This is a genomic window from Arsukibacterium perlucidum DSM 18276 (genome assembly GCF_000382165.1).
In the GTDB taxonomy this organism is placed as follows: Bacteria; Pseudomonadota; Gammaproteobacteria; order Enterobacterales; family Alteromonadaceae; genus Alishewanella; species Alishewanella perlucidum.
Genome location: NZ_KB907728.1, coordinates 1 through 15123, shown reverse-complemented (window position 1 = coordinate 15123; position 15123 = coordinate 1). Strand labels below are relative to the sequence as shown.

General features: G+C 48.0%; 8 protein-coding genes and 1 pseudogene. 2 read left to right on the top strand and 7 right to left on the bottom strand.

Annotated elements, in window-relative coordinates:
* From H141_RS0116250 to H141_RS0116220, 7 genes are all read right to left on the bottom strand, one after another.
* The gene (locus H141_RS0116250; protein ID WP_019677345.1) at nt 1-5892 is read right to left on the bottom strand and encodes an alpha-2-macroglobulin; all 5892 of its coding nucleotides are present in this window, start codon (nt 5890-5892) and stop codon (nt 1-3) included.
* Nucleotides 5893-6122: 230 nt separating this feature from the next.
* The gene (locus tag H141_RS0116245; RefSeq protein ID WP_019677344.1) at nt 6123-7580 is read right to left on the bottom strand and encodes a M16 family metallopeptidase; all 1458 of its coding nucleotides are present in this window, start codon (nt 7578-7580) and stop codon (nt 6123-6125) included.
* Entirely contained in the window at nt 7577-8944 is a 1368-nt protein-coding gene (locus H141_RS0116240) for a M16 family metallopeptidase (RefSeq protein WP_019677343.1), read from the bottom strand. Before H141_RS0116240 ends, H141_RS0116245 begins: the two co-directional genes overlap by 4 nt.
* A gap of 180 nt (nt 8945-9124) precedes the next feature.
* On the bottom strand, nt 9125-11350 hold the full coding sequence (locus tag H141_RS0116235; RefSeq protein ID WP_051090419.1) for a YgiQ family radical SAM protein: 2226 nt from the start codon (nt 11348-11350) through the stop codon (nt 9125-9127).
* A 215-nt stretch (nt 11351-11565) separates the two neighbouring features.
* Entirely contained in the window at nt 11566-11730 is a 165-nt protein-coding gene (locus H141_RS21515; protein ID WP_019677341.1) for a hypothetical protein, read from the bottom strand.
* Between the two features lie 94 nt (nt 11731-11824).
* Nucleotides 11825-12376: an N-acetylmuramoyl-L-alanine amidase gene (locus H141_RS0116225; RefSeq protein ID WP_033425606.1), complete on the bottom strand. Its 552-nt coding sequence runs from the start codon at nt 12374-12376 to the stop codon at nt 11825-11827.
* 160 nt (nt 12377-12536) lie between these two features.
* Nucleotides 12537-14219, bottom strand: a complete 1683-nt coding sequence (locus H141_RS0116220; RefSeq protein ID WP_019677339.1) for a hypothetical protein — start codon at nt 14217-14219, stop codon at nt 12537-12539.
* 217 nt (nt 14220-14436) lie between these two features.
* Between H141_RS0116220 and H141_RS21510 the strand changes: the two genes are divergently transcribed.
* The gene (locus H141_RS21510) at nt 14437-14580 is read left to right on the top strand and encodes a hypothetical protein (RefSeq protein WP_019677338.1); all 144 of its coding nucleotides are present in this window, start codon (nt 14437-14439) and stop codon (nt 14578-14580) included.
* A 392-nt stretch (nt 14581-14972) separates the two neighbouring features.
* Nucleotides 14973-15123: pseudogene (locus H141_RS0116210) on the top strand (IS4 family transposase); the annotation flags it as partial.

Sequence of the window (15123 nt, the reverse complement as noted above, 5' to 3'; positions counted from 1 at the left end):
TTAACGCGCCGGCTCAACCACAAAACGGCCGGCGGCAGTATTGGCCCGGACACTGCGGTCATACATCGACTGGGCGGCTACCGCCGGCACAGTAAAATCACCGGCCGCGGTAACTTTAACCTGATAGCGAAGTTCGGTCATTTGTGGGCCGAAGCCAGCGTAATACACTACCCTGTCTTCGCGAATATCAACATAATCAGCCCGCCAGGGCCCTTGTTGCCGGGCTACTGAGCTGCGTACCACACTAAAGCCGGCTGGCAGTAAATCTACTACTGCCACATTATTGTGCCAGCTATTATTGGTGCTTCGCAGCCTTAACCTTACCGTCAGCTCGTCGCCCTGCCACGCCTGGCTAACCACCTCACCTTTGCTATTTAAATAATCACGCACCACTTCTAACTGCTCAGCCTCTGACTCTGCAGGTGCTGTTTTAGCAAAGCCGCTTTCACTCAGTGCATAAAACAGCGGCGCCTTCTTATCATTCTCAGCTGTGATCAGCAGCTTTTCAGCATGACTGCCAAAAGCAAACCGCGGCAGGCTGCTGCGGTTATCAGCAGCACTTAGTTCAGTGCGCTCGCCAGCCGCCGTCAGTTGATAAAACTGCGGTACAGCTGCATTGGCAACAGTATCCAGCTGGCTATAGGCTGACAGCGCCAGCACCGCATAGGCCGAACCAATAGTATTGTACTGGCCGTCAAATACTGGTTGCAGCAGCTTCACAATCTGTTCGCCATCCAAGGCTTTGGCCTGGCCACTAAAATGTTTTGCCAACAAGTAAACATACTGTGCATCGAGACTCAGCTGTGGCTGAAATGCCGGGTTAGCAAAAGGCGGCAGCGGGTTGGCGATGCGTTGCGAATTCAGCCGCTGCAAATAGGCCTGCTGCATGGCCGAGCTCTCTCCCAGCCGGTAATCACCAATTAAGCCCCGTGCCACTTCCGGTTGTTGCATCAGCTGATAACTGGCTGCCATATACATTGCGGTAATATCTGTCTGCCAGGCTTGCTGATGTTGCTGTTGCAGCCGCTCATGCAGCTCGACCAGATAGTTAGTGGTTACCTCACCGCTGCGGGTTAACAGATAGATGGCGTTGGCACGCAGCCTTGCCTGATACAAATTGCCACCGCTTTGCCGCGCTACTTCGCGCAAATAGCCCAGCCCCTGGCGGTACAGATAGTCTGGCACTGCCAGCCCCTGCTCGCGGGCAGCCATTAAAAAGTGCATTACATAAATACTGGGGAAATCAGCAGTGTGATAACCTCCCGGCCAGAAGCTGAAACCGCCATCGCTTTGCTGGCGCTCAGCCAGTTTCTGAATTAACTGGGTAAACTGCTGTTGCACCAGTGGCAGGCGTGCCTGATAACCCGGTTGTTGCACCAGCCCCAGCCACGGGAATACCTGCGACACCACCTGCTCGGTGCAACCATGCGGGTAGTTTGCCAGATAATCGGTAAAGCTTTCAGCCAGCACCAAGGGGTTAGCTGAGGCCGCCACATTAAGCTGAGCGAATTCACTTTGCAGCGGGTAGCGGGTACTTAAGGTCAGCGGCATTTTGTCGGAATAGCCGGCATTCAGGGTGGTCTGATAATGGCTGGCTGGCCGGATACTTAAACTGACCTCCCGGCTTGACTGTTCCAGCAGTTCTGCTTGCTGATAGCGGGCGCTGAAGCTTATCTCAAAGGCACCCGGCGTCGTGCCGGCTTTTAAACGGAAACGGGCGCTCTGCTCACTGCCTTCGCTGATTTGAAGCTTTTGCTGTAGTGGGCCTTTAGCGGTTAAGCCGTCAGGCAAGGTCAGGCTGACGCTGATATCAGCATTATCGCCTGAGCCTTTTACGCCATTAGCTACCGAAACACTGACTTCAAATTCATCGCCCGGGGCGGCACTTTGTAATACTTCCGGTGTTAACACAAAGGGTCCGCGCACCTGAATATCAGCACTGTTTGCGCCCAGCGCGGTATCACTTACCGCCACTGCCATCAGCTTTAAATTACCGCTGAAACTGGCAGGTACCTGTACCTGCTGTTGCTGTATATCGGGCCCGGCTTTTACCAGGCCTAACCAGAATACCCCGGGCTGCTCAGCCCGGCGGGCAAACGGATTGAGGTTTTTGGCCAGCATCATCTCTGCTGCCATTGCCATCCGCGCCCGGTCGTCGCCGCCTACACCGGCTAACTGGCGTTGCAGCAGGCTGAATTCCGGCAAAATAAGATCGAGCATTTGTAAACTGCGTACCTGCAGCGCCCGTTTCTGTAAAAAGTGGCTTAATGGATCCGGCAACTGATAATCTGCCACCTGCAATATGCCTTGATCCACGCCATAAATCAGCATATCGGCTGGCTGATTAGCCTGGTAACTGACGTTAAAAGGTTTGCCAGGCCGCACTTCGGCTGGCGCTCTCAGGCCGATAGTTAACTGGCGACTGCTGCGGTCGATGTTAAACGGCACTACCGCATAGCTTAACGGGCTGACAAACAGCGCATCTGAGTCAGCGGCCCGGACAAAGCTGACGTTAATATAGGCGTTACCTTCCAGTCCCTCTGGCAGCCGAATACGCTGCATACTGCTGGTTGTGTCGGCACTAAACCAACTGAAGGCATGTACTTTATCGCTTTCAATACTAATTAAGCCACTGCCGGTATAAGGCGCGGTAATATTCAGCTCTATCCATTCACCGGCTTTGTAGTCGCTTTTATCCAGCTTGACGGTTAACGCGGCATTTTTTTCCAGCATGGCACTGATATTACCGGCACCAACTACGCTAAAAGCCAAACTGCCCAGCATATTGCCATTGCTGTCAGCAAGTTGCAGTTCAAAATCACCCGGGCTCTCGGTTGGCAATGAGTAATCGGTGCCGTCCTGCTCAATAGCAAAAGCTGTTGTACCAACTGCTATATCCTGGACAATGCTCTGGTACTGATAGGTACCATCGTTCTGTTTTACCAGGCTGGTTACCGGCCTTTTTTCAATCAGCTGCAGCCTCAGATCGCTCAGAGCGATTTGGCTCAGGCTGTTATCAATCGCAATAAAATTAACGCTGCGTTGTTGCTGCTTTTTAAGATAACTCAGTTCACCATCCGCTTTAACTGCCACTAACTGCTTAAGCGGCGATAACAAGCTGCTTAACCGATGCTGGACACTGCGGCCACCGCCCGCTTCAAAACCTTCAGTGGTGACAATAAGCTGATAAGTACCGCCACTGTATTGCTCCAGCCCCAGCGAAAATGCAGCTTTACCGTCGGCATCGGTTTGTTGTTCCTCCAGGCTTTGCTGCACCCGCTCTGCCTTAATCATGTCTTGCTGCGGGCTGAGGACCTGATAATCCGGGAATTCACTGAAACTGAAGCTACGTGGGATCAACTCCAGCCTGGCCGCTACCCGTCGCTGCTGCGCCGGCGTGCCAAATAAATTATCCAGTTGCAGCTGCACACTCAAATCAGCCGGATGTAACCAACCCTTAGCGTTAACCGCAACATCACTTTGCACAAAGCCGCTGCTGATCTTCATGGTATCGGGCTGAAATTCTTCCACATTGAAACTAACCGAGCCCAGATGGCGCTGGGTATTACCTTTAGTGTCCAGCAAACTGACATTGGCATGATAGTTACCGGTATCGCTATGTGTCTGGGTATCCAGTTCAAAACTGTGCAATCCGCGGCCACTCAAGCTGAAGTTTTGCTGCCAGAATGTATTACCACGCGGCCCCTGTACCTGCACTTTCAACGGCAGGCCACCGTCAGCGGCACTTATATCGCCATGGCGGATAATGGCAGCCAGCTTTACCTGCTCGCCTGGCCGGTAAATCCCGCGGTCGCTGAACATATACGCACTTAAGCTTTTGGCATCATCCGGGCTTTGGTACTGGCCACTGGTATTGAATTTAGAGTAATCAAGCTGGCGGCTGTAGCGGTCAAACGGAATAAAGCTGGTATCAACTACGCCATCACGGCTGCGGTTTACCCGATACACCGTCGGTTGGCGCTCACGGTTAAATTCGTTAGTTTTGGCAAAGCTGACCGTGCCATGTGCATCGGTTTTTGCTTCAAATAACGGAACGCCATTGCGACCAAGCAGCGCTACATCTGCCCCGGCGACCGGCTTACCATCGGCCAGCGATAATACAAACAGCTGCTGGCTGCTGTCACTGTTATGTTTTACCAGCAGGCCTAAATCGGTCACCAGCACCAGCCGTTTATCTAACGTCTGACCTTCGTCATCGGGCCGGGCTGGATCAAACTCGCTAAGCTCAATAAAAAACAGGCCCATACCGGCTTGCTGCAGGTAGGGCGCTAAGGCCAGCGCCTGATAACTGGCTTGCCTGGGCGCAACATTGTTTACCGGGTAGGTGTACTGCTGCAAACTGGTAATATTGCTTTGATTAAAGTTGTAATTGTGGAAGTACGGCTGGCTGATATCGCCACCGGTTTGGGTAATTAGATGGTTCAGTTGCTCCGGTAGCAGTTTATGTAATTTTACCCGTACGCCTTTAACGCCGCGGCTTAATAGTTGCAGCTTTTGCTCACCACTGAGGGTTAACAGCGCGCCTTCGCCGACTATCCGCGCTTCTTTCGGATACGCCGGTGCCTGCACCACAGCCCGGTATTCATTGGCCAGGCTAAAGTTGCTAACCGACTGCAAGCCGGCGGGTACGCTGACAAACAGATGTTGACCGGGCGGTAAATCAAGCTTAATGCTAAAGGCACTGTCGTGTTCAAGCGCCGTGGGCATTAATTCAAAGTTCAGTAGGCTGGCTTGCTGCAATACCGTGCTATTAACCTCACCCGGTGCCCAATAGTTTGAATTACGCCGTGGGTTCTTAGGCAGGACATACAGCTTTAATTTATTTTGCAGCTCGTTGCGGTTAAGCCGGTCGGTAAAACTTAACAGCAACATTTGTGCAGGCTGCTGCTCAAGCTGTTGTTCAGAGCTGCGAACAATATCACCTCGCAGCTCACTGACTTTTAAAAAGCTGCCGCTGTCCGGCACCAACAGCTGTGCCTCAGCAGCCTCACTGGTGCTGGCGTCGCCCTGCACGGCCTTAACCCCGGCCTTCAGCTGCAATGTAAGGTACTGCTCCTGGGCGGGCAGAGTAATGGCTTCTGAGGTTACGTAAATCTCACGACCGCTTTTATCGGAAGTCAAACTAAAAGGCAGGGCCTGGGGTTTTTGGCTACTATCAGCTCCATCAGGGCGCATTAACATTGTTAACTGCTGCTCAACGCCTGCCAATTCAACCGGATGGCTGAAATTAAGGGTAGCGACTATTTGCCGGCTGGTCGGCTCGGAGGGTTCCTGATAAAAACGCAGCCGTTCAATTTCAACCGTCAGCGGCACCGTAGTAAAGCGGTATTGCTGCTGTGCCAGCTTAATTTCCGGATTAAAAAGTCGCTTTTCCAGTTTAACACTGTACTTTTGACCCGCCGGCCAGGCCTGTCCGGGGGTAAAACTGAGGGTATTATCGTCCTGCCATAACCATTTGCCGGCAATGGCCGGGCTGATGGTTACGCCCTCGCTTAGCACTTCACCTATTAAGTCGAGCCGGGCGGCGGATAGCATCGGCGCCGGCATTGAGGTACCGGCTACGTCCTCAAAATCATAACTAAATTGCAGCAATAGCGGTGTGGGTTGCTCGACGTCATCCTGATAATGGCCAAGCTCCGGGGTAATCACATCGGCTTTTACCTGCAGCGGTTTGGGTAATTGCTGATAATAGCAATAGCCGGCAACCAGCGCCGCCAGCAATGCCAGTAACAGAAGCAGTGAACCCCAGAACCGGCCGGGCCGGGTTTTCGCTGTAGACTTTAACCGGGTTAGCCAGTCAGGTGCAGCCCAGTTAACCGAACCAAAAATAGTGCGAAATACTTTATTAACAGATGAACCGGAGGCAGGCATAACCAATCCTTGTTAAAGCACGGTATTTATAACCACGGAAAAAACCAGAGATACGCCGAGTATAACCGGCGAAAATTAATCACTGATGAACTATAGCAGCTTGGACTAAAACACTTAACCGTTTGCTGGTAAAGACTTGTTACATCAACTAAAAAGCCGCCTGGCTTAACCTGGATTAACTCAGGCTAAGCAAGCGGCTTTACTGTTGTTGTCAGCAGGCTGCAGTTTATTTATTGCGGGCTGAAACCATTAGCCTTAATCGCCACGGTTGTTACCTCACCAAGGCTCTGAGCCAGATTGGTAAGCTCGCTGGCTTTGCCAATTAACACAAACTGTAATTGTTGCTGTGGAAAGTACTGCTTAATCAGGCGCTCAGTATCTGCCAGGGTCAGGCTATCGACCTTTTGCTCAAAGTCGTTAATAAAGCCTTTATCAAGTTGGTATAAGTGCATGCTACCCAGTAAGTCAGCAAGTTGATTGTTGGTTTCGTAGTTCGGCGGAAACTGGCCTTTAACATAGGCTTTAGCAGAATCGAGGGTGGCCTGATCTATACCCTGCTGCCACAGCCTGCTATAGGTAGCTAATGCCAGTTCAAGGGTTTGCTGAGTGGTTTCAGTTTTAGTAAAAGTACTGATCTGAAAACCGCCAGCCGCGCTCAGCGAACTGAAGCCCGAGCCTGCGCCATAGGTTAGCCCGCTGTTTACTCTTAGCTCATCATTCAGCCAGGAGGTAAAGCGGCCGCCCAGGATGGTATTAACCACCTCTAAGCCAACATAGTCCGGATTATTCTGGCTAACCCCAACCCCACCAAACATCAGCGTGGTTTCTGTTGCATCTGCTTTATCTACCAGTAGCACCCGGGCTGTTGCCGGCTTAGCAACCACAGGCAGTGCAGGCTTTGCAGCACTTTTACCCTGCCAGTTAGCGAAGCGGCTGCTTAACTGCTGGCTTAATTCTGCAATCTTAAAGTCACCAGCCACTGCTATCGCAATATTATCGGGTTGATAATAGCGCTGATAAAAGCCGGTTACGCTGGCCAGATCCAGTGCCGCCAGCGACTGCTCGGTACCGGTATTAGCTTTGGCATAAGGGTGTTCGCCATAGAGTAAACTGTCGAAATAACGGCTTATTACATTACGCGGACTTTCTTTAGCCTGCTGTTGCTGCGCCACCAAACGGCTATGCAGTTTGGCAAATTCTTCTGGGTTAAACTCAGGTTGCATCAATACGGCTGCCAGAATATCCAGCATGGCAACCGTGTCTTTTTGCATAAAGTTCATGCTCAGATAGCTGCCCTCTTTGCCATTACTGGTACTGAGACTGGCGCCAATAAAATCGGTTTCCTGCTCCAGCTGTTGTTTGCTTTTGCCACCGGCGCCCAGCAGCAGGCTTTGCGAGGTTAAAAAGGCCTCGCCGCCTTGCTGGTCAAGCACGGCGCCGGCATTAACAATCACTTCCACACTTAACAGCGGCACTTCATGTTGCGGCATTAAATACAGAGTTAAACCGTTATCCAGCACGATTGTCTGATACGCAGGCAACTGAAAGCTGGCCACTTTAGCGCCGGCTGCAGTGAAGTTATCAGCAACGCCAGCAGCGTTCTGCGGGGTACTGCTACAACCTGCCAGGGTAAAACAGCATGCTGCCAGCGCGCTTAATACCGCCCTTTTAGTTAAACAATGGCTCATTCGTCCGCCTCCTCGGTTGCATCCAGCACACCGACAGTGCGGTTGGCTCTGGTCAGGTAACGTGCTGCCACCCGTTGAATATCTGCTGTGGTTACCTTATTAAACAACTCTGCGGTCTGGTAAAGTTTACGGTAATCACCAAAGTACAGCTGATAAGTGCCGATATTATTGGCTTTACCGTTGATGGTTTGCATATTGCGGTAAAAATCCATCAGCTGGATATTCTTGGCTTTTTCCAGTTCTTGAACCGTTACCCCATTCTTTGCTACTGCGCTAAGCGCTTGTAACATCGCCTGCTCTAAGGTACTGGCCGCCACACCTGGCCGGGCGATGGCATACACATAAAACAGGTTGGGGTCGAACGACAATGGCAGGTTAGTAAACACATTGGTTGCCAGCTGTTGCTCTACTAATGCCTGATATAAGCGAGAGCTTTTACCGTTGCTTAAAATAGTACTCATTAACTCCAGCGCATAGTAATCCGGATCAGAGGTCGCAGGTACATGATAGCCCAGCATAATATTCGGTGAGGTCGCTGATGTTTTCTGCACAAACACCCGACGCTGGCCTTTTTGCTCGGGCTCGACGGTTCTGACTTGCCGCGGCGCTGGCTGGGCCGGAATGGGCCCGAAATATTGCTCAGCCAACTGCTGCACCTGCGCCAGGGTAACAGCACCGGCAATGACTACTACCGCATTATTGGGTGCATAGTAAGTTTTGTGATACTGCACTAAATCATCGAGGGTCCAGGCATGGATATCAGACTCATGGCCAATGATCGACCAGCTGTAAGGATGAGCCTGAAAGGCCACACTCTTCAATGCTTCATTTAAGGTACGGTAATTCGAGTTTTCCAGGCCGGTGCTGCGTTCAGATATCACCACGCCCCGCTCGCTTTCTACCATAGCCGGGTCGATAGCCAGATCGGCAATCCGGTCGGCTTCCAGGTCAAAGATAGTTTCCAGCGCAGATTGCGGAAACCAGTTGGTGTAAACGGTCAGGTTTTCGGTGGTATAGGCATTGTTGGCACCACCGGAAGCTTCCATTACCTGATCAAACATTTTCGGGCCGTATTTTTTAGCGCCATTAAACATCATATGTTCAAAAAAGTGAGAAATACCGGTAATACCCGGTGCTTCATTGCGCGAGCCGACTTTCCAGAACAAATACATATTGGCATTGGGTATGGAATGGTCTTCCAGCACCAGAATTTGCATGCCGTTAGCTAAGGTAAATTGCTGCACTTTTGTTGCGGAAGGTGCTGCCGGATCTGTTACTGGTTCTGCTGCAACCGTTGCAGCATGGCCGGCAACAGCCAGGGCCAGCCAAAATGTAAGCCAGCCGGAACTGATAAGTCGTTTCATTAGCGCTCCTCGCTTTTCATCCTGAGTTGTGTGTCAGGTTAATCAGGCTAAATTATAGAAGCGTTGCAGCGGTGTAAAGCAGAGGTTTAGTTAAAGTGTAACCAAATATTGAGAACAGCCGGCTTTGTTCGATAAACGAAAAATATCGCGCTGCCAGCTAGTTAGCGGCAGCGCGGTTTTTTAACGGTTTTTTGCCGGTTTGCTGCGGTTAGCGTTCGCACTGGTATTGCCCGCTTTAGTGGCAAACGGCTTTTTGCCACTTTTAGCAATAGCTTTTGCCGCCGGGTTTAAACCGGTGTGGCGGCTAAGGGCCGGCTTACCGCCTTTTAATGGCTTTTTAAACTGCTCGTCTTTGCTCTCTTCCGGCACTAAACAGCCTTTGCTACGGCCGATTAAATGTTTCAGGCCCATGTTAATTAAGGCTTCGCGAATTTGCGGCCAGCCTTTCGGGTCGTGATAGCGCAGTATGGCTTTGTGCAGGCGGCGCTGCCGCTCACCTTTGGGCACCGGTACCACTTCGTCATTGGCTTTGTTAATGTTTTTCAGCGAGTTCATTTCAGTATGATAAATGGTGGTCGCATTAGCCATTGGACTGGGGTAAAAATTCTGTACCTGATCCAGTTTAAAATCGCGCTCTTTTAACCACAGCGCTAAATTCACCATATCCATATCGGTGGTACCGGGGTGGGCAGCGATAAAATACGGAATTAAATACTGCTCTTTGCCGGCTTCTTTACTGAAACGGTCAAACATTTCTTTAAATTTGTCGTAAGCACCCATGCCCGGTTTCATCATCTTCGATAATGGGCCTTCTTCGGTATGCTCCGGTGCTATTTTTAAATAGCCACCAACATGATGCTGCACCAGCTCACGCACATAGTTCGGGTCTTCGACTGCCAGGTCGTAACGCACGCCTGAGGCAATCAGCACTTTTTTAATACCGGGTAAATTACGGGCTTCGCGATACAGCTCAACCGTCGGGCTTTGATCAGTGTCCATATGCTCGCATATGGTCGGGTACACACAACTAGGACGGCGGCAGGTTTGCTCTGCTTTTGGGTTTTTACAATTTAAGCGGTACATATTAGCGGTTGGGCCGCCAAGATCGGATATCACGCCGGTAAAACCCGGTACTTTGTCGCGAATATCCTTTATCTCCTGCATTATCGACTCTTTCGAGCGGCTTTGAATAACACGGCCTTCGTGTTCGGTAATCGAGCAGAACGAGCAGCCACCAAAGCAGCCGCGCATGATATTGACCGAGGTTTTAATCATCTCGTAGGCAGGGATTTTTTCCTTGCCATATACCGGGTGTGGCACCCGCTGATACGGCAGGCCAAATACCAGATCCATCTCTTCAGTACTTAGCGGAAAGGCCGGCGGGTTTACCCAGATATGGCGGTCACCATGGCGCTGCATAATCGCGCGGGCACAGCCCGGGTTGGTTTCCTGGTGTAATATCCGTGAGGCATGGGCATATAAAGGCTTATTAACGCTTACCTGTTCAAATGCCGGCAGCTTAACATAGGTTTTTTCCCACGGCTTTTGCCGCGGCGGCTGCACCAGTATCGGCTTAGCTTCAACCTCCGCAGGCTTGCTTAAATCAATTCCGGCTTTGGCAAACTCAGAATAGCTGCTGCAGCCAACATCATCAGCACCATAGGGGTTGCCAATCGGGTCAATCTTGCCAATTTTATCAATCGCAGTAGAATCTACGCCACGCCAGCCTGGCAATGGCTCTTTGCGAATAACCGCGGTGCCGCGGACATCCTGAATGTCGCTGACCGGTATGCCTGAAGCAATCCTGTGCGCCACTTCCACTAAAGGCCGTTCGGCATTGCCATAAATTAAAATATCGGCCTTGGCGTCAAAAATAACCGAGCGGCGAATTTTCTCTGACCAGTAATCGTAGTGGGCAATTCGGCGTAAGCTGGCTTCAATACCACCGATAATCACCGGCACATCTTTATAAGCTTCTTTACAGCGCTGGGTGTAAACCGTAACAGCCCGGTCTGGCCGCTTGCCGCCAATATCGCCAGGGGTATAGGCATCATCGTGGCGCAGTTTTTTGTCGGCGGTGTAGCGGTTAATCATCGAGTCCATATTGCCGGCCGACACCCCAAAAAACAGGTTAGGCTTACCCAGGCGCATAAAGTCATCTTTGCTGTGCCAGTCCGGCTGGCAAATCAGCCCCACCCGGTAACCCTGAGCTTCTAACATCCGTCCTACTACCGCCATCCCAAAGCTGGGGTGGTCTACATAGGCATCGCCTACCACCAGTATCACATCGCAGCTGCCCCAGCCAAGCTGGTCCATCTCGACGCGCGACATCGGTAAAAACGGCGCCGTGCCATAGCACTCGGCCCAGTATTTGGGGTAGCTGAATAAATCACGCTCAGGTGCCATCCGCGCGACAGGAGCAGATTTGCGGGATAAGGCTGTAGCAGCAGTGGACATAAATTAAGCACCTGAGTGGAACAAGGGCGCGTATTATACAAGGAGTAAAGGGGAAAGGCGAATGGTGTCATCTTCCGTACTAGCGTATTAATTTCAATTGTCTATTACTTGGCTGAATTACTCAATTTTGAAACAAGTTAGTTAAACTTTAACGTGCTGGCACATTATTTCCTTTGGCTTTGCGCAGTGGCACTGAGGGCAGAAACTCTGGCTTTATGCATACATTTAGGGATGAGAAACGAGAGAAAATCAGCGAGCATGGCTTGAGCATTCATGGTGCGTTCCGTAGTTTGAAAGTTTTGGCGAATGATCAGATCAGGAACTAACATGAATGTTTCCTTCGCTCCTAACTTTACGTTTTATCTATGCCATTCGTGGGGATTCGTCAGATAATTTGACTTCCATTTATCATGTTAAACCGAACTAAACTGTCATCATTCGCATTATAGCCGAAACATGAAACTGAGCTATTTTTTTTCTACCAGCCTCAGATAGTAAAATTCTGCTGTCATTAAAAGTATCCATAAAAAAACTTTCGGTTAGAATTGCTGGCATTTTAGTATTCCTCAGAACATAGTAATTATGTTCTTTTGTACCACGATTCCTCTGTTCAGGAAATTCTTTATCAAACTCCTCAGATATTATTTCAGCATATAGATTAGATTTACTTCTACCAACGGATGTGAACACTTCAAATCCTGTGCCACCACCAGCATTAGCATGGACACTAATATAGATAGCATCGCTGCCATACTCATTGGCTCTTCTTACTCGTTCAGCTAAAGGTATATCACTGTCTTCTGGGACAATATTAATACACTCAACATTAAACACACGCAAATCTGATTGTATACGCCTGACAATATCTCTATTAAATTCCCACTCAAATATTTGGCTGCCATCATCATATATTTGAGATCTCTTTCCTTCGGTGTTATTCCCATGCCCCGGGTCTAGTAAAATAATTTTTTTCATATCCATACCTAATTAGCTAGTAAGCAATTGTCATTTATTAAAGCAATTTTTTTATTTTTGAATTTCTTGGCCTATGTGTTTTCATTACACGTTAACTATGCCTTGATTCAAGGTAAAAAATTCTTGGGTTTCAATTCAAATGTATACTACTTAAAGCACTTTATACTAGTCGAAGTTTAGCTTTGTCAGGATCCAGAGACTCTAAGTAGTTCCATCTTGAACACGACGCGAGTGCACGTGCTATTTCATCCGTGCCTTCTTCTAATTGGTTTTTTATTTCTTTGTTGATCCTGCGGTCAACAAATTCAAGAGTAAACGAAACGGATAATATCTTATCAAGATGATATTCAAAAATTTCTTTTTTGACCACATATTCATCTGTTTTTATGTCTTGACTCGCACTAAATTTAATCGCTTCAGATAAGCGATAGTAGTCATTAAATTCAAGTTCAATATTTCTAGCTCCACTTAATATAAGCAGTTTCATTCCTAGTTGCTCTACAAATACAGGGAGCTTTTGGGTTTCTGCAATTACCAAAATATCTTTCGATAAAAAACGTTTTAATAAGTGCAGGTCTTTGTTAAAAAATGAGTCGCAAGACTTTGAAATATAATTATAGGCAGGAATTGCGAATAAAGAACTTATGGCTGCTGCTAAGAAGGCCGTAAATGTTTTACTGCTTAAACCAATGGTTTGATTTAATAGAGCCTGCATACCTTGATCAAGTCCAGCCCAGAAAGAAAATGCTACAACCGATAACAGACTTAAAGTAGCCGATTTTGATATTAAGGAATCGACTTGCCATAGCCCGTATCGCATAAGTGCAAAGAATACACCAAAGCCAACACTGAGCATAATCAGATAACGAGCAAAAAGTGTTCCATAATTAGGAATATTCATTAAGGGCAGATACATTACCAAACCTAAGCTGACGCAGAACAACATGGTAAATACCTGTTTACGTTCTTTTATATTCAGCACCAAACGGTATTTCAATATAAACTGCACCACAATTACAAACAAAGTAAATGTAACGCTATACAGAAAATACATCCAACCATTGGAATAGAAATTGTTTAAATAGTGAAAGCTAAAAAACAGCAAGGCGATACAAATAATAATGGCTATCATCTGCACCCGCCGCCAAATTTTATTATTAAGTGTTTGTGGAAAATAATACAGACCTAAAGGTCCTGCGATGAACGCTATACTTAAACGGATTGATTCAATGACATCTGAACCAACCATAGTTGAACCAATAAAGAAGAATTTACTTTCGCATACACTTGTTAGTAACGCTAAGCTGATTAAGTAGCCCGACACAAAACATCGGCCTTTTGCAAACAATAGCAACGATAAGCCTAGACATAACGACAGTAAAATAGTGTCAATGAGAAAATATGAAACATCTTGACTAAGGGGTTTTACTTCGACAATTTTTGTAGCCTCGAAGCTACTAGTCTTTCCCCATCTATCGATAACAAATTCAAGCTTATTAGCCTCGCCTACCTTGGCACAAGATAAGAGTGCTGACAGGGAATCAAAATCATTGGCAATACACTTATTTATTGCGTAAAGCTTGGTATAAGTGATTGCTGATTTCCCCATTGCCTTGCTTAAAACAGAGTCAGCGTTTCCTGCTAAAACATATTTGTTAACCAGGGGAAACTTATGGATCGCCACACCATACTCGCTTAAGACTGCACCATCTTTTTCATTAAAATTTGCGCTTGCCCACATGCCTAAAAGCAAAAAAGTAACTAGCAAGACTAAGCAAATGCTATAAAAAATATTGGCTATTATGCGCAGCCCTTTTTGGGCTTGTATGGCTTGTATGGTCACGGTTGTCGCATCACCTAAATTACTATTTTTTGTGCGGGTTTGATTGCATAAATTTTATACTACATGTAAGTTGCTATGAACAGGGATAAATTTTCTTTGTTATATTCACTTATAGCATTTTTTGCTTATATTGTGCGTTTGGACACGCCGTGCTAATAGAGGCTGTTTGTAAGCTCTAAATGTTGATAATCACTTACTTATACGTTAGGAGAGCAACATGTCAAAAGAAAGAAATATGAGCGAAACACAACCGGATGAGACAGCGAATATCAATGAGGTAACCACAGATGAAACCCCCGAAGTTACTAACATCCCTGAACCTACGGAAGCCTCTACAGAACTCACTGACCCCAACACCTAAGATTTTGGTTAATTTTGCCGAATTGTCAATTATATGAAATCACTGGCTAATAAGAACGTGCAAAGGAAGCGAAACGCCAAGCACACCTTGCAGTAGAATAGGGGTTAGAAAAAATTTATTTTTTTCTAACCCTATAGCTGGTTAATCCGCTTCTTCTTCATCCCAGGCTTCTAAAATCTAATAGCGGGAAAACGTGCCGACCTGATTACTGTGCCCGGCAATCCACTTGATGATATTACTCAAATGGAAGCAGTTTCCTTTGTGATGAAGCAAGGCACCTGACGAATCCCCACGAATGGCGTAGATAAAACAAATAGTTAAAGGCGAAGGGAACATTCATGGCAGTTCCCGATCTGATCTTTCGCCAAAAACACCTAACCATGAATGCTGCCATGAATGTAAAAACAATGCTCGCCGATTTTCTCTCATTTGTCACCCCTAAAAGTATGCATAAAGCCAGACTTTCTGCGCTAAGTGCTGCTGCACAAAGCCTTATGAAAAAAGGCTGCTGCACGGTTACCGCTATTGGCCGTGAATATGAGA

Bases quoted from the DNA above. Each gene is read 5' to 3' on its own strand.
- H141_RS0116245 (WP_019677344.1), bottom strand. From the start codon at position 7,580: ATGAGCCATTGTTTAACTAAAAGGGCGGTATTAAGCGCGCTGGCAGCA.
- H141_RS0116225 (WP_033425606.1), bottom strand. From the start codon at position 12,376: ATGAAAAAAATTATTTTACTAGACCCGGGGCATGGGAATAACACCGAA.
- H141_RS0116240 (WP_019677343.1), bottom strand. From the start codon at position 8,944: ATGAAACGACTTATCAGTTCCGGCTGGCTTACATTTTGGCTGGCCCTG.
- H141_RS21510 (WP_019677338.1), top strand. From the start codon at position 14,437: ATGTCAAAAGAAAGAAATATGAGCGAAACACAACCGGATGAGACAGCG.
- H141_RS21515 (WP_019677341.1), bottom strand. From the start codon at position 11,730: ATGTTAGTTCCTGATCTGATCATTCGCCAAAACTTTCAAACTACGGAA.
- H141_RS0116235 (WP_051090419.1), bottom strand. From the start codon at position 11,350: ATGGCACCTGAGCGTGATTTATTCAGCTACCCCAAATACTGGGCCGAG.
- H141_RS0116250 (WP_019677345.1), bottom strand. From the start codon at position 5,892: ATGCCTGCCTCCGGTTCATCTGTTAATAAAGTATTTCGCACTATTTTT.